This is a genomic window from Streptomyces sp. SudanB52_2052, from assembly GCF_964272415.1.
Taxonomy (GTDB): Bacteria; Actinomycetota; Actinomycetes; order Streptomycetales; family Streptomycetaceae; genus Streptomyces; species Streptomyces olindensis.
Genome location: NZ_OZ186796.1, coordinates 2,202,976 through 2,226,861, shown reverse-complemented (window position 1 = coordinate 2,226,861; position 23,886 = coordinate 2,202,976). Strand labels below are relative to the sequence as shown.

Here is a 23,886-nt window from a genome sequence, read left to right as displayed (position 1 = left end):
ACCCCCGAGGGCGTTCCGGCTCACCCGGCCTCAGTCCCGGCGGGACTCCTCGGCCAGGTCGGGCACCAGCCCGAACAGCGCCGCGCGCTGGTCCGGCCCCATGAAGCAGGGCAGCGCCTGCGTGACCGTCTCGGCGAGCGGGCCGGAGGCCTCGGTGAGCAGGCGGCGGGCCTTGTCCGTGAGGGCGACCTCCACGCCGCGCTTGTCCCCGCACACCGACCGGCGGGTGACGAGGCCGGCGTGCTGGAGGCAGGCGATCTGATAGGTGAGGCGGGTCTTCGGGCGGCCCAGCAGCTCCGCGACGCGCGTCATGCGCAGACCGCCCTCGGGCTGCTCCGCGAGCAGGCACAGGACCAGGAACTCGTCGTGCGAGACGTCCAGCTTCTCCTTCACGACCGCGCGCAGCCGCTGCTCCACGGCCCCGGTCGCGGCGAGCAGCAGCATCCAGGCGCGCAGCTCGGCGGGCAGCAGCCCGCCGCCTCCCGAGGGGCATTCGGGCTGGTCGGCTGGGTGTTCCGGAGAGGCGGCCATGTGCTCAAGCGTACCCGTTGTCCAAATTTGAAGAAGGGGGTTGTCCAATTTTGGACGAGCCGCTAGCGTGCGGTCATCCGAAGCAGTCATCCAAATTTGGACGACAGATGAGTGGGAGAAGATCATGACCGTCGCCGTGGAAACCGGACTGTGGCAGCTCGACGCGACCGCCTCGACCGTCGGCATCCAGCACAAGACCATGTGGGGCCTGGTCAACGTCAAAGGCACCTTCGGCGCGCTCGGCGGCACCGGCGAGGTCCGGCCCGACGGGTCCGCCGTCGGCACCCTGACCTTCGAGGTCGCCTCCCTCGACACCGGCAACGCCAAGCGCGACACCCACCTGAAGGGCGCCGACTTCTTCGACGCCGACCACCACCCCCGGATCACCTTCGCGGCCCGCAGCGCCGAACTCCGCGACGGCGACCAGGTGCACGTCGTCGGCCAGCTGACCGTGCGCGGCATCAGCAGGCCGCTCTCCCTGACCGCCCGCCTGAAGGACTCGGACGCCAGCGGCCTCACCCTGGACACCGAGTTCAGCGTGGACCGGGATCAGTTCGGCATGGGCTGGAACCAGCTGGGCATGATCCGCGGCCGGACCACGGTCACCGCCATCCTCCGCTTCACCCGGGCCACGGCCTGACCCCCTCAGCCCGGCCGGCGCAGCTCCCCCTGCACATCCGCGCTCGACAGGGTCTGCGGCGACGCGGTGAACGCCCGCAGCCGGATCCGGGATCCCGGCCGGGGCAGACCGAACCGGCCCGAGGGCGGCCGGAGTTCGTACCGGGCGGTGCTGTGCGCGGGCAGGGTGCGCGGACCCCGGACGATCCGCCAGTACGGGTCCATGCCCTGGCCCCTGGTCAGGGTGAAGTGCGGGGCGAGGGCCGTGCCCGCCGTGTTGGTGACCTGGAGGGTGAGCCGGGAGACCGTCCCCGGGGTGGGGTGACGGGCCGCTGTGACCCGCATGCGCAGGGGCGGTGTGCCCGTCGCCGCCACGACCGCTCCGGCCAGGGCGGGCACCAGCAGCAGCGCCACCGCGGCGAGACGGGCCGGACGGCGCCCCGGCCCCGACAGCAGGCGCGGTCGCGGCTGCCACGCCCGGGCGAACGCCGACGCCGGAGCGGTCACCGCCGCCGCCAGCCACAGCGGCGTCATCATCAGGTAGTAGCCGTCCTGCGACCGGGTCGCCAGGTAGAAGGCGCACCAGGGCAGGACCGTGGCGGCCGGGCCCAGCCGCCGTACGAACAGCACGAACAGCGCGAGCAGACCGGCGAGCAGCAGCAGGCTCGCGTGGGAGTACCAGTCGAGCCGGTCGCTGCCGTTCGTCAGGTACAGCGACACGTCGACCACGCCCTGGCCGTGCAGCACCGCGCCCTGCGTCAGCGGCAGCGCGATCCCCGTCAGCCAGGTGCCCGGCTCGCTCACCAGGAAGTACGTGTTGATCAGCAGCCACACCGTCGCTGCGGCACCCGTGAACCGCAGCACCACCAGCGCCGCCGCCCGCCCGCCCAGCTCACCGCGCCGCACGGCGTAGATCCCGGCCAGCAGGAACGGCGCCAGGAACCAGGGCAGCTGCTGCGCCGCGCACGCCGCCCCCAGACACGCCGCCCGCGCCAGCCCCGCCGCCCCGAGGCGACCGCCCTCACCCGTCCGCGGCCAGCGCACCACCACCGGCACCAGCAGGGCCAGCGCCACGATCGCCGGGTAGCCGAGCCGCCCGTAGGACGGCAGCATCCCGAAGCCCAGGCACACCATGGTCGCCGCCGACCGCCACGGCGCCGGGAGCATCCGCCACAGCACGACCGTGCCGGTGAGCAGCGCGCCCGTGCTCACCGCCGTCGCCGGGGCACCGCCGTGGCCCAGCCACAGCAGCGGCACGGCCAGCAGCGGCGCCAGCGGCGGATAGCCGTAGGTGAGGTCGTAGCCGCCGGTCACCGTCGGGGTCAGGGCCACGCCGTGGCCGAAGAGCCAGGGCCACGGCTGCCCGTACACCGGGCGCCCCGCGGCCAGTTCCCGCGCCGCCTGGGTGGTCAGCAGCGCCTCGTCGGAGCCGTGGTGCAGCATGACCCACGCGCACAGGACCAGCGTCACGCCCGTCACCAGCACGCACAGGTCCACCCGCGCCAGCGACCGCGCCCGGCGGACGACCAGGGCCAGCACCCCGCACGCCAGGATCGAGGCGTAGCACACCGAGATCACCGCGGCCACGGCCGGCCGGTGACCGGCCGCCGCCGTCCACACCGAGCGCGTACCGATCAGCAGGCTGATGTCGGCGAGCAGGGTCAGGACCCGGTGCCACTGGGCCGGGGGAGGGGGCGGCACGGACACCGCCGACTGCGTGCGCGGGCCGGGCACCACCCGTGTGGTTTCTGCCGAGTACACGCCGCAGGACGCTAATCGCCACCGGTGAGCGGGGCCCGGGCGGAGGTGAAGAGTCCGGTGTGAGGCCGGTAAGGCCGGTCAGTACACGTCCCGCACGTACCGCTTGTCCGCCGCGAGCTGCTTCACGTACGCGGCGGCCTCCGCCTCGCTCATCCCGCCGTGCGCCACCGCGATGTCCCGCAGCGCCCGGTCCACGTCCTTGGCCATGCGGGAGGCGTCGCCGCAGACGTAGAAGCGGGCCCCGTCGCGCAGCCAGTGCCACAGCTCCGGCCCGTGCTCGCGCATCCGGTCCTGCACGTACACCTTGTTGCGCTGGTCGCGGGAGAACGCGGTGTCCAGGCGGGTCAGGGTGCCCTCGTCGCGCAGGGCGGTCAGCTCGTCCTCGTAGTAGAAGTCCGTCGCGCGGTGCTGCTCGCCGAAGAACAGCCAGTTGGGGGCGTGATGTCCGAGCGCCCGCCGCTCCTGGAGGAAGCCGATGAAGGGCGCGACGCCGGTGCCGGGCCCGACCATGACCATCGGCGTCGAGGCGTCGGCCGGGGGCCGGAAGTGCGGCGAGCGCTGCACGAACACCGGTACCTCGGTGTCCGGCTCGGCGTCGGCGAGGAACGGCGAGCAGACCCCGCCGCGCGCCCGGCCGCGCAGGTTCTCGAACCGCACCACGGACACCGTCAGCGACACCAGGTGCGGGTCCACCAGTGGGCTGGACGATATGGAGTACAGGCGCGGCTGGAGCTTCCTGAACACCCCGGCCCACTCCGCGGCGCTCGCCCGCACCGCGTACTCGGCGACCACGTCCACGGCCTGCCGCCCCCAACTCCACTGCGCCAGGCCGTCCTTGTTGTCGGGCCGCAGCAGTCTGCGCAGCTCATGGTCGTCCCGGGCGCGCTCGGCGACGAAGCGGAGCAGGTCGGGGGTGATCCGCGTGATGTCCAGGTGCCGGTGCAGGGCCTCGCCGAAGGGGACGTCACCGACCCCGTCGACCGCGACGGCCGTCGAGGCGTCCAGGCCCGTCACCGCCAGCCACTCCTCCACCAGCGCGGGCGCGTTCACCGGCCGCACGCCCAGGGCGTCCCCGGCCTCGTACGCCAGGTCCGTGCCGCTCGTGTCGAAGGTGAACCGCCGCACCTCCTTGCCCGCGCCCGGCTTGCTCAGCAGCCGGTTGCCGACGAGCCGGGCCGTGCCGACCGGGGCCTTGGCCCGGCCCGCCGGCTTCGGCTCCTCCGTGACGGTGCCGCCCAGCGCCGAGAGGACCTGGTCGAGCCACTTCCCGGCGGACGGCTCGTAGTCCGGCTCGCAGTCCGTGCGCGGGGCCAGCCGCACCCCGCCCAGCTCGTCGAGCCGCGCGTCCAGCCGCCGCCCGTGCCCGCAGAAGTCGTCGTACGAGGAGTCGCCGAAGGCGAGCACCGCGTACCGCACCCCGTCCAGCCGCGGGGCCCGGTCGCCGGAGAGCGCGTCCCAGAAGCCCGAGCCGTTGTCGGGTGCGTCGCCGTCCCCGAAGGTGCTGGTGATGAAGAGCAGGTCCGCCGTGCGGGCGAGCGCGGCGACATCGGCCTCGTCCATGCCGACGAGGGTCGTACGGTGCCCGGTCGCGGCCAGCCGCTCGGCGGTGGCGGCGGCGAACTCCTCGGCGTTGCCCGTCTGCGAGGCCCACAGCACGACGACCTCCCGGCCGGACGGCTCCCGCGTGGGGGCGGCCGGCGGCGCCGAACGCGAGTACATGCCGGCCAGGACCCCGTTCACCCACAGGGCGTGCTCGGGCGAGAACGGCGCGTCCGGCGGGAGCACCGGAACGCCGGGCGCGCCCGAGCCGAGCCCGGCGAGGAAGCCGGTGAGGTACTGGCGTTCCTGGGCGGACAGCACCGGGGGAGGGGTGGGCTCCAGGCCGAAGGGACCGGGGCCGCCGGGCGTGACGGCCGTCGGCGTCAGCGCCGCGACCGGTTCCTCGCGCACGGGCGTCGCCACCTTCGCCAGCGACACGGCGCACACCTTGAACTCCGGCTGGAACGACAGCGGATCCACCGCGTCGCTGGTCACCGCGTTGATGCTCAGGTACTCGCCGAACAGGTCGTTCCAGTGGAACGGCGCGAAGCAGCACCCCGGCCGCACCCGGTCCGTCACCACCGCCGGCAGCACGGCCCGCCCGCGCCGCGAGGCGACCTCGACGAGATCGCCCTCGGCGACACCGAGCCGTGACGCGTCCTCCGGGTGGAGTTCCACGAACGGCCCGGAGTTCAGCTTGTTGAGCTTGGCGACCTTCCCGGTCTTCGTCAGCGTGTGCCACTGGTGCTGCACCCGGCCGGTGTTCAGCACGAACGGATAGTCGTCGTCCGGCAGCTCGGCGGCGGGCAGGTGCGGGCGCGCGAAGAACGCCGCCCGCCCGGAAGCGGTCGGGAAGCGCAGCCCGTCCTCGCCGACGTACCGGACGGGGTTGCGCGCGGGCCCGTCCTCCCGTGCGGCCGGCCACTGCACGGGCGTCTCGCGCAGCCGCTCGTACGACACCCCGCGCAGGTCCCACCCGGTCCTGGGGTTGTGGAACCGGCGGATCTCCTCGAAGACCTGCTCGGCGCTGTCGTACGAGAACCCCTTCTCGTACCCCATCGCGCGGGCGATCTCCGCGATGATCCGCCAGTCGGCCATCGCCTCCCCGGGCGGGTCCGCGGCCGGCCGGGTCAGCGTGAGATCGCGCTCGCTGTTGACGAAGACGCCCTCCGCCTCGGTCCACATCGCGCCCGGCAGGACGACATCGGCGTAGGCGTTCGTCTCGGTGTCCGCGAACACGTCCTGCGTGACCACGAACTCGGCGGCCTCCAGGCCCTCGATGACCGTACGGCGGTTGGCGACCGAGGCGACCGGGTTGGTGCAGATGATCCAGCAGGCCTTGATCTCGCCGTCGGCCATCTTCCGGAACATCTCGACGGTGCCCTTGCCGACCCCGTCGGCCCGCAGCGTCCCCGGCGGCAGCTCCCACACCTCCTCGGCGAAGGCCCGCTCCTCGGCCACGAGCACCGACCGCTGCCCCGGCAGCCCGGGCCCCATGTAGCCCATCTCGCGCCCGCCCATGGCGTTGGGCTGGCCGGTGAGGGAGAACGGCCCGGCGCCCGGGCGGCAGATCGCCCCCGTCGCCAGGTGCAGGTTGACCAGGGCGTTCGTGTTCCAGGTGCCGTGCGTGGACTGGTTGAGCCCCATGGTCCAGCAGCTCATCCACCGCCGGCCGGCCGCACCGATCAGCCGGGCCGCCTCGCGCAGGTCGTCCTCGGCGAGCCCGGTGATCTCGGCGACCGCCGCCGGGGTGTAGTCGGCGAGGAACTCCGGCAGGGCCTCCCAGCCCTCGGTGTGGGCGGCGACGAACGCGTCGTCGGTGTGCCCGTCCGCGTGCAGCAGGTGCAGCAGGCCGTTCAGCAGCGCGAGGTCGGTGCCCGGCCTGACCTGGAGGAACAGGTCGGCCTTGGCCGCGGTGGCGGTCCGCCGCGGATCCACGACGATCAACCGGGCCCCCGCCTTGACCCGCTCCATCATCCGCAGGAAGAGGATCGGATGGCAGTCGGCCATGTTCGACCCGATGACGAGGAACAGATCCGCCCGGTCGAAGTCCTCGTACGAGCCGGGCGGCCCGTCCGCGCCCAGCGACAGCTTGTAGCCGGTGCCCGCGCTCGCCATGCACAGCCGCGAGTTCGACTCGATCTGGTTCGTCCCCACGAACCCCTTGGCCAGCTTGTTCGCGAGGTACTGCGCCTCCAGGCTCATCTGCCCGGACACGTAGAAGGCGACCGCGTCCGGTCCGTGCTCGTCGACGATCGAGCGCAGCCGGGCGGCCGTCTCGGCGATCGCGTCGGCCACCGGCGCCGGGACCGCCTCGTCGCCCCGGTCGTCCCGCACCAGCGCGGCGGTCAGCCGTCCGGGCGCGGCGAGCATGTCGGCCGTGGTCGCGCCCTTGGTGCACAGCCGGCCCGCGTTCGCCGGGTGCGCCTTGTCGCCGGACGCCTTCAGGACCGTGCGCCGCCCGTCCGGCCCGGTCCCGACGTCGAGCACCAGGCCGCAGCCCACACCGCAGTACGAGCAGACGGTGCGCACCTGCCGCGTCTCCTGCCGGGTCCCGTGGGTCGTGGTCATACCCCCGACGGTACGGACCGCCCGTTACACCGTTGTCACTTCGCCCGATCATGAGGGGTTACGCCCGTCACACAGCGGCCTTCCGGCTGTTGTGAGGTGCATTGAGGTCGCGGAGCGTGTCGCTGTTGGGCTGAACGGGTGACCGTGCGCCACAATTGGCCGATGCAGACAGCCAGTGCGAGCCAGGACGGAGCATGCCGGTGAACAGCCACGATGTCACCGACGAACAGTGGGAGGGGCTCGCCCAGGTCGTGCCGCTGCGGGGCCGGGACGCCTGGCCTTCTTCCGTCGACCACCGGTCCATACCCGAGGCCGAGACGGAGGCGCGGCGCCGCTTCGTCGTCCTGCGCGTGAACGTCTTCGCCGACGCCCGCGACGTCGCCGAGACCCTGATGGCGGGCGTCCCGGTCCTGCTCGACCTGACCGGCGCGGAGACGGAGGTCGCCAAGCGCGTCCTCGACTTCAGCACGGGCGTCGTCTTCGGCCTGGCGAGCGGCATGCACCGCGTGGACCGCAACGTGTTCCTGCTGACCCCGGCCGGGACCGAGGTGACGGGGCTGATGGAGGGGGTGGGGCTCCCCGGGGCGTGACCGTCGCCCGATCGTAGGAACGCCCCGGGGACGGAACGGTTCGTCCCGTGTGCGGAGTCCTACCGTCCGGACATGACCGAGCCCTCCGCTCCCGCCGCCCTCACGCACCCCGACCGCCCCCGCATCACCGAACTGCGCCTGGCCGCGTTCGCGGGCCTCCGCCGCGCCGTCCTCCCGCTGGAGCGGCTCACCCTCCTCGCCGGCCCCAGCGGCTCCGGCAAGACCAGCGCCCTGCGGGCGTACGAGGCCCTCGCCCGGCTCGGGGGCGGCGCCCGGCTCGCCGAGGCGTTCCCCGACCCCGCCGCCTGCGTGCCGGAGCGGGCCCGGCCCGACGCACAGCGCCGCCGCGGCTTCCGCATCGGCTGCACGGCGGACGGACCCGCCGGGCCGGTCCGGCTCGACGTCGCCGTGCAGGCCGAGCCCGAACTGCGGGTGGTGGGCGAGCGGTTGACGACCGGCGGACTGGTCCTCCTGGAGACCGCCCTGCGCGACCCCGGGAAGCGCGCCGTGCAGGCCGCCTGGCACACGGCCGGGCCCACACCGGTGACCCGCGGCCCGCTGCCCGACGACCTGCTCGGCACCCCCCTGCTGCCGCTGCGCGTCGCCGGCCGGACGCCCGGGCAGCGCAGGGTGCTGGCCGCCGCCGAGCAGATGGTCGTCGCCCTGCGCTCCGCCTTCGCCTGCGACCCCGAGCCCGCCCGGATGCGCCGCCCCGTCCCGGCCGGTTCCGGGCGCCTGCTCGGCGGCTGCGGCAACCTCGCCGACGTGCTGTGGCGCACCCGCGCCGAGTGCGGACGGCGGCACGCCCAGTTCGTGGCGGCGGTGCGGGCGGGATGCGCCGGGCCGGTGGCGGACGTGCTCGCGCAGCCGGTGACGGACGCCCTGGCCCCGCCGGTCATCGACGGGTCCGCTCCGCGGGGCGTGGACGTGCTCGCCCGGCCGGACGCCACCCGGGCCGTCCGCGCGGCACTCGACCGCGGCGACGGCGTCCGCACGGACCTGGGGCGGCTGGGCGACGGCGAACTCCGCTACCTCGCCCTGGCCCTGGTCCTGCTCACCGGACCCGGTGTCCTGGAGGTCGACCCGGTCGGCGAGGTGCCCGCCGCGCTCCAGACGCTCACCGTCCTCGCCGACGGACTCGACCGCGCGCTGGACCCGCGGCAGCGGCGGGAACTGCTGGGACTCGCGGCCCGGATGTGCGAGCGGGGGCACATCCGGCTCGTCGGCGCGGTGAGCGACGCCTCCTGGGCCACCGGGACCGCGGGCGTCACGGTGGTACACCTGAACCGTGACTGATCCCCTGGACGTGGCGACACTGCAACGCCGGCTGGCCGACTTCGCCGCCGCGCGGAACTGGCAGCAGTACCACACCCCCAAGAACCTGGTCGCCGCCCTCAGCGTGGAGGCGTCCGAACTCGTCGAGATCTTCCAGTGGTTGACGCCCGAGGAGTCGGCCCGGGTCATGTCCGACCCGGACACCGCGCACCGCGTCACCGACGAGGTCGCCGACGTGCTCGCGTACCTCCTGCAACTGTGCGAGGTGCTCGGCATCGACCCGCTGGCCGCGCTGGACGCGAAGATCGACCGGAACGAGCGGAGGTTCCCGGCGCCCTAGCGCGACGCCCGGCCGCCAGGAGTCGCAAAGTCCACTTGTACGCTGCGTAATCGAAATGCGGCCCGAATCCGAATTGTTGTCCGCTAATTTCCGCCTTCCTCTGGCTTTTCGTCTCACGCGCCTTCACTCTGGGTAGTGAACAAGGGAGTTCGGGCAGGCGGACGCGCGGGGCGCGTCGGACAAGACGGGGGCAGCGCATGGACGCGGTGCGGCTCATCGTGACGAGCAGGCGGTCCCTGGCCGCGGGCGGCGAGGTGCGGGAGATCATGGCAGAGGTGTGGCAGGCGCAGGCCCTCGCGCAGGCGATAGGCAGTCGCCTCGCGGTCGTCGGCCCACCCGAACTGCGCGGCGAGGCACTGGGGTTGACGGAGCTGGCGGGCCGGGGCTGCGGTGTCCTCGACCCGCCCGAACTGGCCCCCGGCGAGCTGCGGGCGGGCCAGCTCACGGAGTTGGGCGACGCCCGCCACACGCTGATGTGCCTCGGCGGCCTCCTCGGCGAGGTCGGCATCGCCCTCGTCGGCCTGGCCTGCGCCGCGGCCGACGAGGGCACCTACTGGCAGTGCATGGAGGCCATCGACGCGGCGGACGAGTCCCGCGACCGCGTCCTGGAGATGCTCCGCAGACTCGCGGACCGGGAACAGGCGTTACCGGAGCGGGAGGCGGGGTAGAGCGGTCGCCGCGGGTGTCCGTACTGGCTGCGGGGCATCTGGTGTCCGAGTGTGGCGGGGTGGATTCGGCCCGCCACGTCCGAGCGTCCCGCGCCACCGCCTGTGCTCATCACCGGACCGTGCCCCGCATGCCGGGCACCACCGACTGGTACCCCCCGTCGGCCCTGCCCCAAGCCCCCCGAACCCCCCAAGCCCTGGAGCCGGCCGTCAGCCGGCCTGGCCGCCCTCCTCGCCCGCCGCGCGGCCGGCGTTCCCCGCCGCCTGAAGGTCCGCGTCCAACGCCGACAGGTCCGCGTTCAACGCCGCCATCAGCTCCTCCATCTGCTGCAACAGCCCTTTCGGCTGCCCGGTCCCGCCCTGCTGCGGCACGGTCTCTTCGGACATGACGGCCTCCTCGGCCCCTGGCCCCCCGGGGAGGCCGACGCGGGTGGCGCCCCGGCGGTCACCGGCCGGTGCGGAAGCCGGGGGCTCCGGCTCCGCCCGAGCCAACGATCACCACCGGGGCCGGTCACTGGCCCGGTCACGCGGGACGCGCGGTATTGACGTAATTTCACCCGACCGGGGACCAGACGGGACGGGGGACCGATCTCGTCGAGCCGCGACCCGGCGTGCAGGATGGAACCATGGATCTTCGCATCTTCACCGAGCCCCAGCAGGGCGCCACCTACGACACTCTGCTCACCGTCGCCAAGGCCACCGAAGACCTCGGATTCGACGCCTTCTTCCGCTCCGACCACTACCTCCGCATGGGCAACGTGGACGGCCTGCCCGGCCCCACCGACGCCTGGATCACCCTGGCCGGCCTCGCCCGCGAGACCAAGCGCATCCGGCTCGGCACCCTGATGACCGCCGGCACCTTCCGGCTGCCCGGCGTGCTCGCCATCCAGGTCGCCCAGGTCGACCAGATGTCCGGCGGCCGCGTCGAGCTCGGTCTCGGCGCCGGCTGGTTCGAGGAGGAGCACAAGGCCTACGGCATCCCCTTCCCCAAGGAGAAGTTCGCCCGCCTCGAAGAGCAGCTGGAGATCGTCACCGGCCTGTGGGCGACGGAGGCCGGCAAGACCTTCGACTTCCAGGGCACCTACTACGAACTCACGGACTCGCCCGCGCTGCCCAAGCCCGCGCAGGACAAGATCCCCGTGCTCGTCGGCGGTCACGGCCCGACCCGCACGCCGCGCCTCGCCGCGCGGTACGCCGACGAGTTCAACATGCCCTTCGGCTCCGTCGAGGACAGCGAGCGCCAGTTCGCCCGGGTGCGCGCCGCCGCCGAGGAGGCGGGCCGCGGCGACGAGCTGACGTACTCCAACGCCCTCGTCGTCTGCGTCGGCCGGGACGACGCGGAGGTCGCCCGCCGGGCCGACGCGATCGGCCGCAAGGTCGACGAGCTGAAGCTCAACGGCCTGGCCGGCTCCCCGGCCGAGGTCGTCGACAAGATCGGCCGCTACGCCGAGATCGGCTCCCGCCGCATCTACCTCCAAGTCCTCGACCTGGACGACCTGGACCACCTGGAGCTGATCTCCTCGCAGGTGCAGTCGCAGCTGTCGTGACGGCGGCAGCCGCGTGACATCACCGTCCGGCGGATCGGGCCGTTGCGCGATCCGCCGGACCGGCCGTCACGGCTTGCGGCCGACCGCCACGTAGAGGGGCATCTCCTCCGCCGGGCCGTCGCCGTCCCCGCCCTCCCCCCGTTCGCCGAGTTCGGGGTGCCACTGCGCGGCCAGCACCACGCCGGGCTCCACCAGTTCGAGCCCCGTGAAGAACTCCGTGAACTCCGAGCGGGAGCGCACCTGCGCCGCCGTCCCGCCCTTGCGATACACCTCCACGACCCGCTCCCAGGTCTCCGGGTCGAAGTCCCCGGTCGCGTGCGAGAGCGTCAAGTAGCTTCCGGACGGCAGGGATTCGAGAAGCTCGCGGACGATCCGGCCGGGCACGTCCTCGTCCCCGACCAGGTGCAGCAGCGCCACGAGGGACAGCGCGATCGGCCGGCTGAAGTCCAGGGTCTCCCGCGCCGCGGCGATGATCTTCCCCGGCTCCCGCACATCGCCGGCGACGTAGGCGGTCCTGCCTTCGCGCGTGCTGTGCAGCAGGGCCTCGGCGTGGCGGAGGACGATCGGGTCGTTGTCCGCGTACACCACCCGGGCGTGCGGGACGACCCCCTGGACGATCTGGTGCAGGTTGGGCTCGGTCGGTATGCCGGTTCCGATGTCGAGGAACTGGCTGACGCCCCGCTCCGCCAGCAGCCGGACGGCGCGGTGCATGAACCGGCGGTTGGTCCGCGCCATGTCCCGCACGGCGGGGAAGAGGGATATCACCTGCTCGGCCGCTTCCGCGTCGACCGGGTAGTTGTCCTTCCCGCCGAGGAAGTAGTCGTACATGCGCGCCGAGTGGGGCTTGCCGGTGTCGAGTTGGTCCGTGCTTCGCCCGGCGTCTGTCACGTGAGGCCTCCGCATCTGTGCGTGCGTGGGCGCTCATCCGATTCCCCCTCGAACGCCCGGTCGATCGGGAGGCTAGCGAAAATTCCCGGGTGCTGTCGGGGCCCGCTCTGTACGGTGGGCGTATCCGCAGTTCAGACCACTGATCGAGGTCGACCCACCGTGTTCCTGACCCTTACCACCACCGGCACGCCGGAGCGCCCCGCGACCGACCTCGGCTACCTGCTGCACAAGCATCCCGACAAGGCCCAGGCGTTCTCCACCTCTTACGGCACGGCCCACGTCCTCTACCCCGAGGCCGACGCCGAGCGCTGCACGGCGGCGCTGCTGCTGGAGGTGGACGCGGTGGCACTGGTCCGGCGCGGCAAGGGCAAGGGCCGCGGCGGCGCCCCGGACGCGGCCCTGGCGCAGTACGTCAACGACCGCCCGTACGCGGCCTCCTCCCTGCTCGCCGTGGCGCTGAGCAGCGTCTTCTCCAGCGCGATGAAGGGCGTCTGCAACGCCCGGCCGGAGCTCCCCGGCCAGGCCAGGCCCCTGCGGATCGAGGTGCCCGCGCTGCCCGCCCGCGGCGGCCCCGACCTCGTACGAAAGCTGTTCGAGCCGCTCGGCTGGACGGTGAGCGCCGAGCCCGTGCCGCTGGACACCGAGTTCCCCGAGTGGGGCGACTCGCGGTACGTGCGCCTCGTCCTCGAATCCGGCGCGCTCACCCTCGCCGAGGCCCTGCGCCACCTCTACGTCCTCCTGCCGGTCCTGGACGACGCCAAGCACTACTGGGTCGCCCCCGACGAGGTCGACAAGCTGCTGCGCGCCGGTGAGGGCTGGCTGCCCGGCCACCCGGAGCAGAAGCTGATCACCAGCCGCTACCTCTCGCGCCGCTGGTCCCTGACCCGCGCGGCGACGGAACGCCTGGAGCTGGTGCGGCTCGCCGAGGCCGACGACAGCGAGGTCGAGGAGATCGACAACGCGGTCGAGGCGGAGACCGAGACCGAGGAGAAGCCGACCCCGCTGGCCGTGCAGCGCCGCGAGGCGATCGTCACGGCACTGCGGCGCTCCGGGGCCGCCCGGGTCCTCGATCTCGGCTGCGGCCAGGGCCAGTTGGTGCAGACGCTGCTCAAGGACCCGGCGTTCACCGAGATCGTCGGCGTCGACGTGTCGATGCGCGCGCTCACCATCGCGTCCCGGCGGCTGAAGCTGGACCGCATGGGCGAGCGGCAGGCGTCCCGCGTCAGGCTCTTCCAGGGCTCGCTCGCCTACACCGACGCCCGGCTCAAGGGCTACGACGCCGCCGTGCTGAGCGAGGTGATCGAGCACCTCGACCTGCCCCGGCTGCCCGCCCTGGAATACGCCGTGTTCGGCTCGGCCCGTCCGCGCACGGTCCTCGTGACGACCCCGAACGTCGAGTACAACGTGCGCTGGGAGAGCCTCCCGGCCGGCCACGTCCGGCACGGCGACCACCGCTTCGAGTGGACCCGGGCGGAGTTCCGGGCCTGGGCGGAGGCGGTGGCCGAACGCCACGGCTACGGCGTCGAGTTCGTCCCCGTGGGCCCCGACGACCCGGAGGTGGGGCCGCCCACCCAGATGGCCCTGTTCACGATGACCAGCCCGAAGGAGGCGAAGGCGGCATGACCGACGTACAGAAGGGGCGCGTGCTGCCCGTCACCGACCTGTCCCTGGTGGTGCTCGTGGGCGCCTCCGGCTCCGGCAAGTCCACCTTCGCCCGCAGGCACTTCAAGCCGACCGAGATCATCTCGTCCGACTTCTGCCGCGGTCTCGTCTCGGACGACGAGAACGACCAGAGCGCCACCAAGGACGCCTTCGACGTCCTGCACTACATAGCCGGCAAGCGCCTGGCCGCCGGCCGCCGCACGGTCGTGGACGCGACCAGCGTGCAGTCCGAGGCCCGCCGCCAGCTGATCGACCTGGCCCGCACGTACGACGTGCTGCCCATCGCCATCGTGCTCGACGTGCCGGAGGACGTGTGCGCCGAGCGCAACGCGGCCCGCACCGACCGCGCCGACATGCCCCGCCGGGTCATCCAGCGCCACACCCGCGAACTGCGCCGCTCCCTCCGGCACCTGGAGCGCGAGGGCTTCCGCAAGGTGCACGTCCTGCGCGGCGTGGCGGAGGTCGAGCAGGCCACGGTCGTCACCGAGAAGCGCTTCAACGACCTGACCCACCTCACCGGCCCGTTCGACATCATCGGCGACATCCACGGCTGCGCCGCCGAACTGGAGACGCTGCTCGGCAAGCTGGGCTACGTCGACGGCGTCCACCCCGAGGGCCGCACGGCCGTCTTCGTCGGCGACCTCGTCGACCGCGGCCCCGACAGCCCGGGCGTGCTGCGCCGCGTGATGTCCATGGTGAAGTCCGGCAACGCGCTGTGCGTCCCCGGCAACCACGAGAACAAGTACGGCCGTCACCTGCGCGGCCGCAAGGTCCAGCACACCCACGGCCTCGCCGAGACCATCGAGCAGATGGCGGGCGAGAGCGAGGAGTTCGTTTTCGAGGTGCGGGAGTTCCTCGACGGACTCGTCAGCCACTACGTCCTCGACGGCGGCCGGCTGGTCGTCTGCCACGCCGGTCTGCCCGAGAAGTACCACGGCCGCACCTCCGGCCGGGTCCGCAGCCACGCCCTGTACGGCGACACGACCGGGGAGACCGACGAGTTCGGCCTGCCGGTGCGCTACCCGTGGGCGGAGGAGTACCGCGGTCGCGCGGCGGTCGTGTACGGCCACACCCCGGTCCCGGAGGCCACCTGGCTGAACAACACCATCTGCCTGGACACCGGCGCGGTCTTCGGCGGCAAGCTCACCGCGCTGCGCTGGCCGGAGCGCGAGCTGGTCGACGTACCGGCCGAGCGGGTCTGGTACGAGCCGCTGAAGCCGCTGCGCACCGAGGCCCCCGGCGGGCAGGACGGCCGCCCGCTGGACCTGGCCGACGTACAGGGCCGCCGGGTCGTGGAGACCCGGTACCAGGGCCGGATCTCGATCCGTGAGGAGAACGCGGCGGCGGCCCTGGAGGTCATGAGCCGCTTCGCGGTCGACCCGCGGCTGCTGCCGTACCTCCCGCCGACGATGGCCCCGACGGCCACGAGTCACCTCGACGGCTACCTGGAGCACCCGGCGGAGGCCTTCGCCCAGTACGCGGCGGACGGTGTCGCGCGGGTCGTGTGCGAGGAGAAGCACATGGGCTCGCGAGCGGTGGCCCTGGTGTGCCGGGACGCGGAGGCGGCCCGCAAGCGCTTCGGCGATGGGGGCACCTCCCGCTCGAGCGCAGCCGAGAGTGGGGGAGGGCCGACCGGGTCCCTCTACACCCGCACCGGCCGCCCGTTCCTCGACGACGACTCCCTCACCGAGGCGATCCTCGACCGGCTGCGCACGACGATCGGCGAGGCGGGCCTGTGGGACGAACTGGAGACGGACTGGCTGCTGCTCGACGCCGAGCTGATGCCCTGGTCGCTGAAGGCGTCCGGGCTGCTGCGGTCGCAGTACGCCGCCGTGGGCGCCGCGTCCGGCGCGGTGCTCCCCGGGGCACTGGCGGCGCTGCGGGGCGCGGCGGACCGGGGAGTCGACGTGTCCGCCCTGCTGGCCCGCACCGGTGAACGCGCGGCCGACGCCGCCGCGTTCACCGACGCCTACCGCCGCTACTGCTGGACCACCGACGGACTGGACGGCGTCCGCCTGGCACCGTTCCAGATCCTCGCGGTCCAGGGCCGCAGCCTGGCCGGCCTGCCGCACGACGAGCAGCTGGCCCTCATCGACCGGCTCGTCGAGCACGACGGCAGCGGCCTGCTCCAGACCACCCGCCGGCTCTACGTCGACACCGCCGACCCCGAGTCGGTCCGGGCCGGCGTCGACTGGTGGCTGGAGATGACCGGCCGCGGCGGCGAGGGCATGGTCGTCAAGCCGGTCGGCGCGATCGTCCGCGACGGCCAGGGCCGCCTGGTCCAGCCCGGCATCAAGTGCCGCGGCCGGGAGTACCTGCGGATCATCTACGGCCCCGAGTACACCCGCCCGGAGAACCTGGCCCGCCTGCGCTCCCGGTTCCTCAACCACAAGCGCTCCCTGGCGATCCGCGAGTACGCGCTCGGCCTGGAGGCCCTGGACCGCCTGGCCGAGGGCGAGCCGCTGTGGCGGGTGCACGAGGCGGTGTTCGGGGTGCTGGCACTGGAGTCGGAGCCGGTCGACCCGCGGCTGTGACCCCGCACGGCGGCCTCCGGCCGGTTCGCGCCACCCCGGCGCGCACCGGCCGGACATCGGCGTTCCGACCCCAACCGTCCCTGGTGAACCGTGGGTTGCCGTGCTAACTTCGCTGGTCGGTCTAGGCAGGTGAACCGACTCAGGGGGAAAGTCGGTGCAGACAGGTGCGGCGCCCGGCGTGTCCGGCGGCGAATTAGGACAACAGCCGTATTTCGAGCTGCTGTTACAGCTCACCGAGGTCCTGTGCGAGCTGGGCTGCGTCGAGGACGCGCCGAGCCGGGTGCAGTTCGCCAGTCTGCTCGCGGGCCAGCTCCGCCGGCCGGTCGACCTGCGTGGGGTGCGGCTCCGTGAGGACGTGGTGAGCCTGGTGACCGCCGCGTTGAGCGTGCCGGGCGGCGAACACGTACTGGTCGGGGTGGTCCGCATCCTCGAAGGCGCCCCGGCCGGGGACGAGCTCGAACGGCTGATCACGCCTGCCCCCGCCCTGACCGGCCCGCTGTCCAAGGAGGACGAGAAGAGCGCCCGCGTCGCCCTCTCCCGCGGCGACCTGCCCGCCGCACGCTTACGGGACGGGCTGGCCGAGGAACTCACCGGTCTCGACCTGCCCGACGGACTCACCCCCGATCAGCTCTTCACGCACCTCCTCGAATGGAACGTGCAGGAGGACGGCCTGCCGCCCGCCGTCCTCCTCGTCGATCACGCGGCCCGCCTCGCCCGCACCCTCGACCACCGCCACGCGCTGACCGCATGGGTCGACGACTGGGCCGCACGCGCCGGCCTGACCGCCGAGGTGGTGGCGCGCCGGGACAGGCGCGCCGCGGTGGTGTGGTCGCCGGACATCCCCCGCACCCTCGTCGTCGCCGTCGAACCGGCCCGGGACGGCAGCACCGACGTGACCGTGCGGACCTGGACGAACGCCACCCCGGGCCGCTGGGACCCCCGCCCCGGCGAACCGGACACCATCCCCCTGGACGACCTCGGACGAGCGGTCGACCAGGCGCTCCGGCGCGGCACCCAGCTCTGGCTGGTGCCCCGTGAACCGGACGCGGGCGGACTCAAGGAGCCACCTGCGTACATAGAGTTCCTCCTTCCGTACGACCTGATGAACCACGATGTGGCGGGGTTGACGTTCGCCATCGGCGACGGCGAGCCCACTCCGCTCGGTCTGCGGTACGGGGTGCACCTACGCAGCCTGGAACGCATGCGTACGGACAACGCCGTGGTCCGCCAGCAGTGGCAGCGGCGCTGGGCGGCGCTGAAGCACCATGGGATCGCGGTGCACCCCTGGAGAGAAGCGGACGCCCGGCGGCAGCGCGCGTGGCAGGTCGCTCTCGCGGGGGAAACAAGAAGTACGGCAGTGCTGTTGGACGCGCCGACCGGGCCGCCGGCCCTGGAGGCACTCAAAGCGGCGATCGCGGAGGGGATCGGGCTGGCCGTCTGGGACCGCAGAGGCGTGTTCATGGAGGAGAGACGCGAAGTGGTGACCGCCGTCTTCGCCGCCGTCGCGCTGCCCGTACAGCTCCCCTCCGTCATGCACCGCATGCGTCTGAACGCCGAGAGCGGCGCGGCGGACGCGGTTCAGTACCTGGCCCGGAACGTCGGATTCCTGTGGGACGACCCCACGCGGGTCGTCGACGTCCAGGCCCCCGACCCCGGCGATCTCGCCAGCTGAGTGAGGAGGCTTCGGCATGAGCGCACAGGAACGGACGGCCGCGGACGACTGGCGGGTCTTCCACGCCACCGGACGCCCGCAGGACGCCCCACCCGTGCTGCCGGACCCACCGCCCTGGCGGCGGTTCCGCGGCGGCCCGGCCCAGGCCCCGCCCCCGGACGACGCCGAGGCCGCGCTGCGCCGCCTCGGCCCCGGCGGCCTCACACCCCAGCTCGACGACGAGCAGATCGAGACGGTCAACGCCGCCCTGCTGCTGCGCCGCCCCCTCCTGATCACCGGCCCGCCCGGTGTCGGCAAGTCGACGCTGGCCTATCTGATCTCGCGTGAGCTGGGCCTCGGCCGGGTACTCGAATGGAACATCGTGAGCCGTACGAGCCTGCGCGACGGCCTGTACGTCCACGACGCCATGGGCCGCGCCCAGGCCATCGCCGCCTGGCAGGCGGGGCTGCGCGACACGGCCCGGGCGGAGCCGGTGTTCGAAGACGAAGGCGAACAGGCCGTCAACTCCTCGCCTCTGTCAAAGGATCGTCAACTTGCGCCGGTAATCGGCGAGTTCATTACACTGGGACCGCTGGGTACCGCCCTGCTGCCCTATGAACGGCCCCGGGTGCTTCTCGTCGACGAACTCGACAAGAGCGACATCGACCTGCCGAACGACCTGTTGCACGTTCTGGAGAATGGAAGTTATGAGGTTCCCGAGCTGGTGCGCGACGCCGCCGACGCGGCGCACGTGCACACCAGCGATCCGGGAGGCCGGGCCGTGGTGCGCGACGGACGTGTCGAGTGCCGGGAGTTCCCGGTCGTGGTGATCACCAGCAACGGGGAGCGGGAGTTTCCCGCCGCCTTCCGCCGCCGCTGCCTGCCGATGGAGATGCACACCCCCACCCGGGAGCAACTACTGGCCATGGTGGAAGGGCACCTGGGCCGCAGGCCGCGCGGCACCGAAGACCTCGTCGACCTGTTCGTTCAACGGGTCCAGGCGGGCGGCGTGCACTCCCTCGACCAGTTGCTCAACGCTGTCCAGATGACTACCGCGGGTGGTTTCCAGGCTGACGGTGACGGGCGTAAGCTCGTCGAATTGCTGCTCCGCGACCTCGCGAAGGGCCGCTGATGACCCGGGAGCGCGCATCCGGACCGGGCGACGGGGATCCCGCATCGGGACCGCCGCCTCCTTCGGTGTACCCCGAGCCGCTCGCGCAGGCGAGCGAGCGCGGAGACCGGGTCCCCGCCGCTCCCGAACCCTTCGTGCCGCGCTGGCAGGAGTTCGCCGACGCCGTATGGCTCGCCGCGCACCGGAGCCGGTACGGCGGCCCCGGCGAAGCGGCCCGGGAGGCACCCGCCGCGCAGGCCGTGCTTCCCCAGGATTCCGAGGCCGGACCACCGCCCCGGCCACCAGCGGACGAAGCCGAACTCCCCGACCGCCCCGAGCCCGACGGGGACGTCCCCGCCCAGCCCCCGCCCGCGCACCGCACCCCCGCCGCGTCGAACCTCGCCGACGGTCGGCCGGCCACCCGGCCCGGCGATCGCGTCTTACCCCACCCCGAGGGCCGCTTCACCCTGCACCTCGGGCCACCGCTGCTGCCCCGCGCCGAACCGGATCCGTCGGGCCCCGGCCGCTTCACGGCCCTGCTCGCGCGCGCCCTGCACCAGCTGGCCCGCCGCGTCCCGTCCCGCGACAGCCTGGAGCTGGACGAGGAGACCACGGCCGAACAGGGCCTCGTCGACGGGTTGTGGATGCCGTTCCTGCGTCCCTCCCGCGTCTCCGCCTTCGAACTGGTGCTGCTGCTCGACGACGCGCCCACCATGCGGATCTGGGAGGAGAGCGCCGCGCGCCTGGTCCGCGCCGCCGAGCACAGCGGTGCCTTCCGCGGCGTGCGCACGCTCCGGGTGACCGTGCCGCGCACCGGCACCGCCACCCTGCGCTGGTCCACGGGCCGGGCCGTCGCCGACCCCGCCGAACTGCTCGACGGCCGGGGCAGCCGGATCTTCCTCGTCGTCACCGACGGACTCGCCCACGGCTGGGCCGCCACCGCCGCCGACGACCTCCTCGGCCGCCTCGCCCACGCCGGCCCCACCGCCCTCGTCCACCTGCTCCCGCCGCACCTGCGCCACCGCTCCTCGCTCTACCCCTACCCGGCCGTCCTGGAGGCAGGGGGGTTCGGCGCCCCCAACGGCAGCCTCGGGCACTGGGCGCCGCCCGGCGGCCCCGATCCCATGCGACCCCTGCCCGACGCGGGCGACGACTCCGTCGCCGTCCCGGTGCTGTCCCTCAAACCCGCCTCCCTCGCCGCCTGGTCCGACCTGGTCACCGGCGGGCGGGGCGTCCGGCGTTCACTGCCCGTGGTGCTGGCCGGCGCCCTCAGCAAGGGCGCGCCCGCCCCCGGACTGCGCGCCCCGCGCCTGCCCCGGGCCGCCACCGCCGCCGTACGGCGCTTCTTCAGCCTCGCCACCCCCTCCGCCCGTCGGCTCGCCACCCAACTGGCGGCCGTGCCCTTCGACTTCGACCTCGTCGAGCAGCTGCGACGGCGCGTCATGCCGGAGACCGGTCCGGATCACCTCGCCGAGATCCTCATGGGCGGGCTGATCGACTGGGAGGGCGGCGGCCAGGGGCGCCCCGAGTTCGCCGAGGGCGTGCGCGAGGCCCTGCTCGCGACCACCACGCGCAGCCAACTCGCCCACACCGTCAGCGTGGTGGGCGAGCTGCCCGCCGCCGGGGAGCGGGGCGTCGCCCTGCGCGCCGCCCTCCACGACCCGCTGCGGACCAGGCTCCCCGACCCCGCGGAACACGGCTGGGCGCGCAGCGAACTCGCCGTCATGCGCGCCCTGTCGGGGCCCTACGCCGACCGCGCCAGGCGCATCGAACCGAATCTGTCCAGGGATGCGCCCGCCGCCGCGGCGGAACGGGTGGGGAACAGCCCGCCTGCCCAGCCACCCCCACAGGTGAATAATCCGGGCGAAACGACTCCATCCAGCCCAGTGGACATCAACCCGGATTCGGCTGTGTCCGATCCGACCGGAGAATCCGCGCCGTCGCCGACGGCCGGCCCCGACCCACAACAGACCCCGGAGGCAGAGCCGCTCATGCAGCGCACCACGACCGCAACGCCGGCCCTACTGGTGAACGTGCCCATGCGCAACACATCGTTCGTCGGCCGCCAGGCGCTGCTGAGGGCCGTGGAGGAGCAGCTCGCCGCCCAGGACACCGCCGCCGTGCTGCCCAACGCCCTGCACGGTCTCGGTGGTGTGGGCAAGTCGCAGCTGGCACTGGAGTACATCTACACCCACCAGCGCGACTACCGGATCATCTGCTGGATCCCCGCCGAGCGCGAGAGCCTCATCCTGGCCGCGCTCTCCTCCCTCGCTTCCCAGCTGGGCGTCGCCCCGGCCGGCCAGGACAGCCTCGGCGCCGCCGCGGCCAACACCGCCGTGCCCGCCGTACTGGAGGCGCTGCGCACCGGAACGCCCTACGACAACTGGCTGCTGGTGTTCGACAACGCCGAGGACATCGAGGCGGTGCGCGGCTACTTCCCGCACAACGGGCCGGGCAAGGTCATCGTCACCTCCCGGAACCGGGGCTGGGAGCGGGTGGCCACCTCCCTGCCGGTGAACGTCTTCGAGCGTGACGAGTCCATCGAGCTGCTCCAGAAGCGCGCCAAGGACCTCCCCCGGGAGGACGCAGACCGGCTGGCCGAGGCCCTCGGCGACCTGCCGCTGGCCGTGGAGCAGGCGGGCGCCTGGCTCGGGGTCACCGGCATGGAGGTCGACGAGTACCTCGAACTCCTCGCCCAGCGCAGCCCGGAGATCCTGGAGATCGAGCAGAGCCCCGACTACCCGGTCTCCGTCGCCGCCGCCTGGGACATCTCCCTGGAGCGGATCAGGCAGAACAACCCGGGAGCCCGCCAACTGCTGGACATCTGCGCCAGCATGGCCCCCGAGCCGATCCCGAGGTCGATCCTGCGCAGCAGCCGGGGCGTCAACATCACGCCGCAGATCGACCCGATGCTGCGCGAGCCGATCAGACTGAACCGGGCGATCCGCGACCTCAGCCAGTTCTCCCTGATCAAGGTGGACCCGCGCGCGGGCACCCTCCAGATGCACCGCCTGCTCCAGACCGTGCTCCTCGCCAAGCTGAGCGAGGAGGAACGCGAGCGGATGCGGGACGCGGCCCACCAGCTGCTGTCCGCGGCCAACCGCGGCCCGTTCGGTTCCTCCCAGGAATGGCGCGACTACCAGGCGCTGCTGCCGCACGTCCTCGCCTCCCAGGCGGTCACCAGCACCGACCCTTATGTGCGCGACCTCGTCTACGACACCATGTGGTTCCTCTACTACTGGGGTGACCACGAGGGTGCCGCGTCCTTCGGCCGGCAGGCGTGGAGCGCCTGGCTCGCCGCCTCGGGCGAGGAGGACATCTACGTCGTCCGGATGACCAAGGGCTTCGCCTTCCTCCTGCGCCAGATCGGACAGATCGCCGAGTCGATCCCGCTCACCGAGAAGGCGCTGGAAGTGTCTCGCCGGATGGAGGTGGAACCGGAGGAACTCATCGACTCCCTGTGCGAGATGTCCGACGCCCACCGCTACCAGGGCCGCTTCCAGGAGGCGCGGGACCTGGGCAAGGAGGCCACCGAACTGGCTCGCTCACTGTTCGGGCCCGACGACCCGGCCACGCTGCGGGCCAGCCACAGCTGGGGCGTCGACCTGAGACTGTGCGGGGAGTTCACGGAAGCGCTGTCGCTGGACCAGGAGACCGCCCGCCAGCGCGACCTGCTGCTCGGCGGTGCCAGCTTCTTCACGCTCAACACCATGCACTGCGTCGGCATCGACATGCGTGAGGCGGGCCGCTACTCCGACGCCCGGGACTGGCAGGAGGACGTCTACCGCCAAGCGTTCACCGCGCTGGGCGAAAAGCACCCCCTGACCCTGCGGATCGCCCGCTCCCTCGGCGTCTGCCGCCGCCGGGACGGGGATCTGGCCGAGGGCGCCAAACTCACCGAGGAGACCCTGCGCAACTTCAAGTCGCGTTACGGCGACGAGCACCTCGACTCGCTCACCACGGCGACCAACGTCTGCGTCGACCGGCGACTGTCAGGGGACCTGGAAGGGTCGCTCCGGATCGCGGAGTCCACCGTGGCCCGGCTCGTGCGGCGCCTCGGCGAAGACCACGCGCACACCCTGGTGACCCGGGCGAACCTGGCGGCCACCCTGCGCGCCGTGGGCTCGCTGGACACCGCGCAGGAGGTGGAGGACGACGTGGCGCGCCGACTCGCCGACACGGTCGGGGCGCGTCACATGATCGCCCTCACCGTGGGCATCGGCCAGGCCAACACCGCATACGCGCGACTCGACTTCGAGCGGGCGCACGCCATCGACTCCGCCAACCTGCCGCTGCTGACCGAGGTGGCGGGCGCGGACCACCCGCTCACCCTCTCGTGCACCTCCAACCTCTCCCTGGATCTGCGGGGACTCGGCCGGGCCGACGAGGCGGACGTGCTTCAGCGCAAGGCGGTGGAGGGCTTTGCCGCGGTGCTGCGCAACGACCACCCCTGGCTCCAGGCCGCCCGCCAGCGCCGGCGCATCGAGTGTGATGTGGTCCCCATGCCCATGTGACACGGGCCGCGTCTGTCTGACTGTCCTCAACCTCCCTATGGTGAAAGGAGGTTGAGGCAGCAAAGGTCATCACGTCACGGGGGGCGCAT

At 73.0% G+C, this 23,886-nt stretch carries 16 protein-coding genes; 11 read left to right on the top strand and 5 right to left on the bottom strand.

What is annotated here, in order from left to right:
- Positions 1-30 precede the first annotated feature (30 nt).
- The gene (locus ACSUPV_RS09775) at positions 31-531 is read right to left on the bottom strand and encodes a MarR family winged helix-turn-helix transcriptional regulator (RefSeq protein WP_031119001.1); all 501 of its coding nucleotides are present in this window, start codon (positions 529-531) and stop codon (positions 31-33) included.
- Positions 532-655: 124 nt separating this feature from the next.
- Between ACSUPV_RS09775 and ACSUPV_RS09770 the strand changes: the two genes are divergently transcribed.
- Positions 656-1,171 carry a YceI family protein gene (locus tag ACSUPV_RS09770; protein WP_031119002.1) on the top strand — a complete coding sequence of 172 codons (516 nt, stop codon included), beginning with the start codon at positions 656-658 and terminating at the stop codon, positions 1,169-1,171.
- Between the two features lie 5 nt (positions 1,172-1,176).
- On the opposite strand, the gene ACSUPV_RS09765 is transcribed toward ACSUPV_RS09770, so the two are convergent.
- Positions 1,177-2,856, bottom strand: a complete 1,680-nt coding sequence (locus ACSUPV_RS09765) for a hypothetical protein (RefSeq protein ID WP_436949887.1) — start codon at positions 2,854-2,856, stop codon at positions 1,177-1,179.
- Positions 2,857-2,988: 132 nt separating this feature from the next.
- Positions 2,989-7,020: a molybdopterin-dependent oxidoreductase gene (locus ACSUPV_RS09760; RefSeq protein ID WP_436947313.1), complete on the bottom strand. Its 4,032-nt coding sequence runs from the start codon at positions 7,018-7,020 to the stop codon at positions 2,989-2,991.
- 194 nt (positions 7,021-7,214) lie between these two features.
- On the opposite strand from ACSUPV_RS09760, the gene ACSUPV_RS09755 reads away from it, so the two are divergent.
- From ACSUPV_RS09755 to ACSUPV_RS09740, 4 genes are all read left to right on the top strand, one after another.
- Entirely contained in the window at positions 7,215-7,610 is a 396-nt protein-coding gene (locus ACSUPV_RS09755; protein ID WP_037767277.1) for a cell division protein SepF, read from the top strand.
- Between the two features lie 72 nt (positions 7,611-7,682).
- Positions 7,683-8,906, top strand: a complete 1,224-nt coding sequence (locus tag ACSUPV_RS09750) for an AAA family ATPase (RefSeq protein WP_436947312.1) — start codon at positions 7,683-7,685, stop codon at positions 8,904-8,906.
- The gene (locus ACSUPV_RS09745; RefSeq protein ID WP_031119010.1) at positions 8,899-9,225 is read left to right on the top strand and encodes a nucleotide pyrophosphohydrolase; all 327 of its coding nucleotides are present in this window, start codon (positions 8,899-8,901) and stop codon (positions 9,223-9,225) included. Before ACSUPV_RS09750 ends, ACSUPV_RS09745 begins: the two co-directional genes overlap by 8 nt.
- A gap of 197 nt (positions 9,226-9,422) precedes the next feature.
- Entirely contained in the window at positions 9,423-9,893 is a 471-nt protein-coding gene (locus ACSUPV_RS09740) for a DUF6099 family protein (protein ID WP_031119011.1), read from the top strand.
- A 207-nt stretch (positions 9,894-10,100) separates the two neighbouring features.
- Here the strand turns inward: ACSUPV_RS09740 and ACSUPV_RS09735 are convergent, their stop codons facing one another.
- On the bottom strand, positions 10,101-10,277 hold the full coding sequence (locus tag ACSUPV_RS09735; protein ID WP_359792787.1) for a hypothetical protein: 177 nt from the start codon (positions 10,275-10,277) through the stop codon (positions 10,101-10,103).
- A 239-nt stretch (positions 10,278-10,516) separates the two neighbouring features.
- Here ACSUPV_RS09735 and ACSUPV_RS09730 point away from each other — a divergent pair, with 239 nt between their 5' ends.
- Positions 10,517-11,437, top strand: coding sequence for an LLM class F420-dependent oxidoreductase (locus ACSUPV_RS09730; RefSeq protein ID WP_031119012.1), 921 nt, complete (start codon positions 10,517-10,519; stop codon positions 11,435-11,437).
- A gap of 66 nt (positions 11,438-11,503) precedes the next feature.
- Here ACSUPV_RS09730 and ACSUPV_RS09725 read toward each other — a convergent pair whose 3' ends face one another.
- On the bottom strand, positions 11,504-12,325 hold the full coding sequence (locus tag ACSUPV_RS09725; protein ID WP_436947311.1) for an SAM-dependent methyltransferase: 822 nt from the start codon (positions 12,323-12,325) through the stop codon (positions 11,504-11,506).
- 159 nt (positions 12,326-12,484) lie between these two features.
- Here ACSUPV_RS09725 and ACSUPV_RS09720 point away from each other — a divergent pair, with 159 nt between their 5' ends.
- The 5 genes from ACSUPV_RS09720 to fxsT all read left to right on the top strand — a co-directional run bounded on the left by ACSUPV_RS09720 (position 12,485) and on the right by fxsT (position 23,797).
- Positions 12,485-13,948, top strand: a complete 1,464-nt coding sequence (locus ACSUPV_RS09720) for a 3' terminal RNA ribose 2'-O-methyltransferase Hen1 (protein WP_382610743.1) — start codon at positions 12,485-12,487, stop codon at positions 13,946-13,948.
- Positions 13,945-16,521, top strand: a complete 2,577-nt coding sequence (locus tag ACSUPV_RS09715) for a polynucleotide kinase-phosphatase (protein ID WP_436947310.1) — start codon at positions 13,945-13,947, stop codon at positions 16,519-16,521. The genes ACSUPV_RS09720 and ACSUPV_RS09715 overlap by 4 nt, the downstream gene beginning before the upstream one ends.
- Positions 16,522-16,675: 154 nt before the next feature.
- Complete coding sequence (locus ACSUPV_RS09710; protein ID WP_436947309.1) at positions 16,676-18,193, top strand: effector-associated domain 2-containing protein; 1,518 nt, start codon at positions 16,676-16,678, stop codon at positions 18,191-18,193.
- Positions 18,194-18,209: 16 nt separating this feature from the next.
- A complete protein-coding gene (locus ACSUPV_RS09705; protein WP_031119017.1) occupies positions 18,210-19,304 on the top strand; it encodes an AAA family ATPase in 1,095 nt (364 codons plus the stop codon).
- On the top strand, positions 19,304-23,797 hold the full coding sequence (gene fxsT / locus ACSUPV_RS09700; RefSeq protein ID WP_436947307.1) for an FxSxx-COOH system tetratricopeptide repeat protein: 4,494 nt from the start codon (positions 19,304-19,306) through the stop codon (positions 23,795-23,797). Before ACSUPV_RS09705 ends, fxsT begins: the two co-directional genes overlap by 1 nt.
- The last annotated feature ends 89 nt before the right edge of the window (positions 23,798-23,886 follow it).

Coding starts and splice junctions, on each gene's coding strand:
- ACSUPV_RS09705 (WP_031119017.1), top strand. CDS start 18,210: ATGAGCGCACAGGAACGGACGGCCGCGGACGACTGGCGGGTCTTCCAC.
- ACSUPV_RS09750 (WP_436947312.1), top strand. CDS start 7,683: ATGACCGAGCCCTCCGCTCCCGCCGCCCTCACGCACCCCGACCGCCCC.
- ACSUPV_RS09760 (WP_436947313.1), bottom strand. CDS start 7,020: ATGACCACGACCCACGGGACCCGGCAGGAGACGCGGCAGGTGCGCACC.
- ACSUPV_RS09775 (WP_031119001.1), bottom strand. CDS start 531: ATGGCCGCCTCTCCGGAACACCCAGCCGACCAGCCCGAATGCCCCTCG.
- ACSUPV_RS09770 (WP_031119002.1), top strand. CDS start 656: ATGACCGTCGCCGTGGAAACCGGACTGTGGCAGCTCGACGCGACCGCC.
- fxsT (WP_436947307.1), top strand. CDS start 19,304: ATGACCCGGGAGCGCGCATCCGGACCGGGCGACGGGGATCCCGCATCG.
- ACSUPV_RS09735 (WP_359792787.1), bottom strand. CDS start 10,277: ATGTCCGAAGAGACCGTGCCGCAGCAGGGCGGGACCGGGCAGCCGAAA.
- ACSUPV_RS09755 (WP_037767277.1), top strand. CDS start 7,215: ATGCCGGTGAACAGCCACGATGTCACCGACGAACAGTGGGAGGGGCTC.
- ACSUPV_RS09715 (WP_436947310.1), top strand. CDS start 13,945: ATGACCGACGTACAGAAGGGGCGCGTGCTGCCCGTCACCGACCTGTCC.
- ACSUPV_RS09730 (WP_031119012.1), top strand. CDS start 10,517: ATGGATCTTCGCATCTTCACCGAGCCCCAGCAGGGCGCCACCTACGAC.
- ACSUPV_RS09740 (WP_031119011.1), top strand. CDS start 9,423: ATGGACGCGGTGCGGCTCATCGTGACGAGCAGGCGGTCCCTGGCCGCG.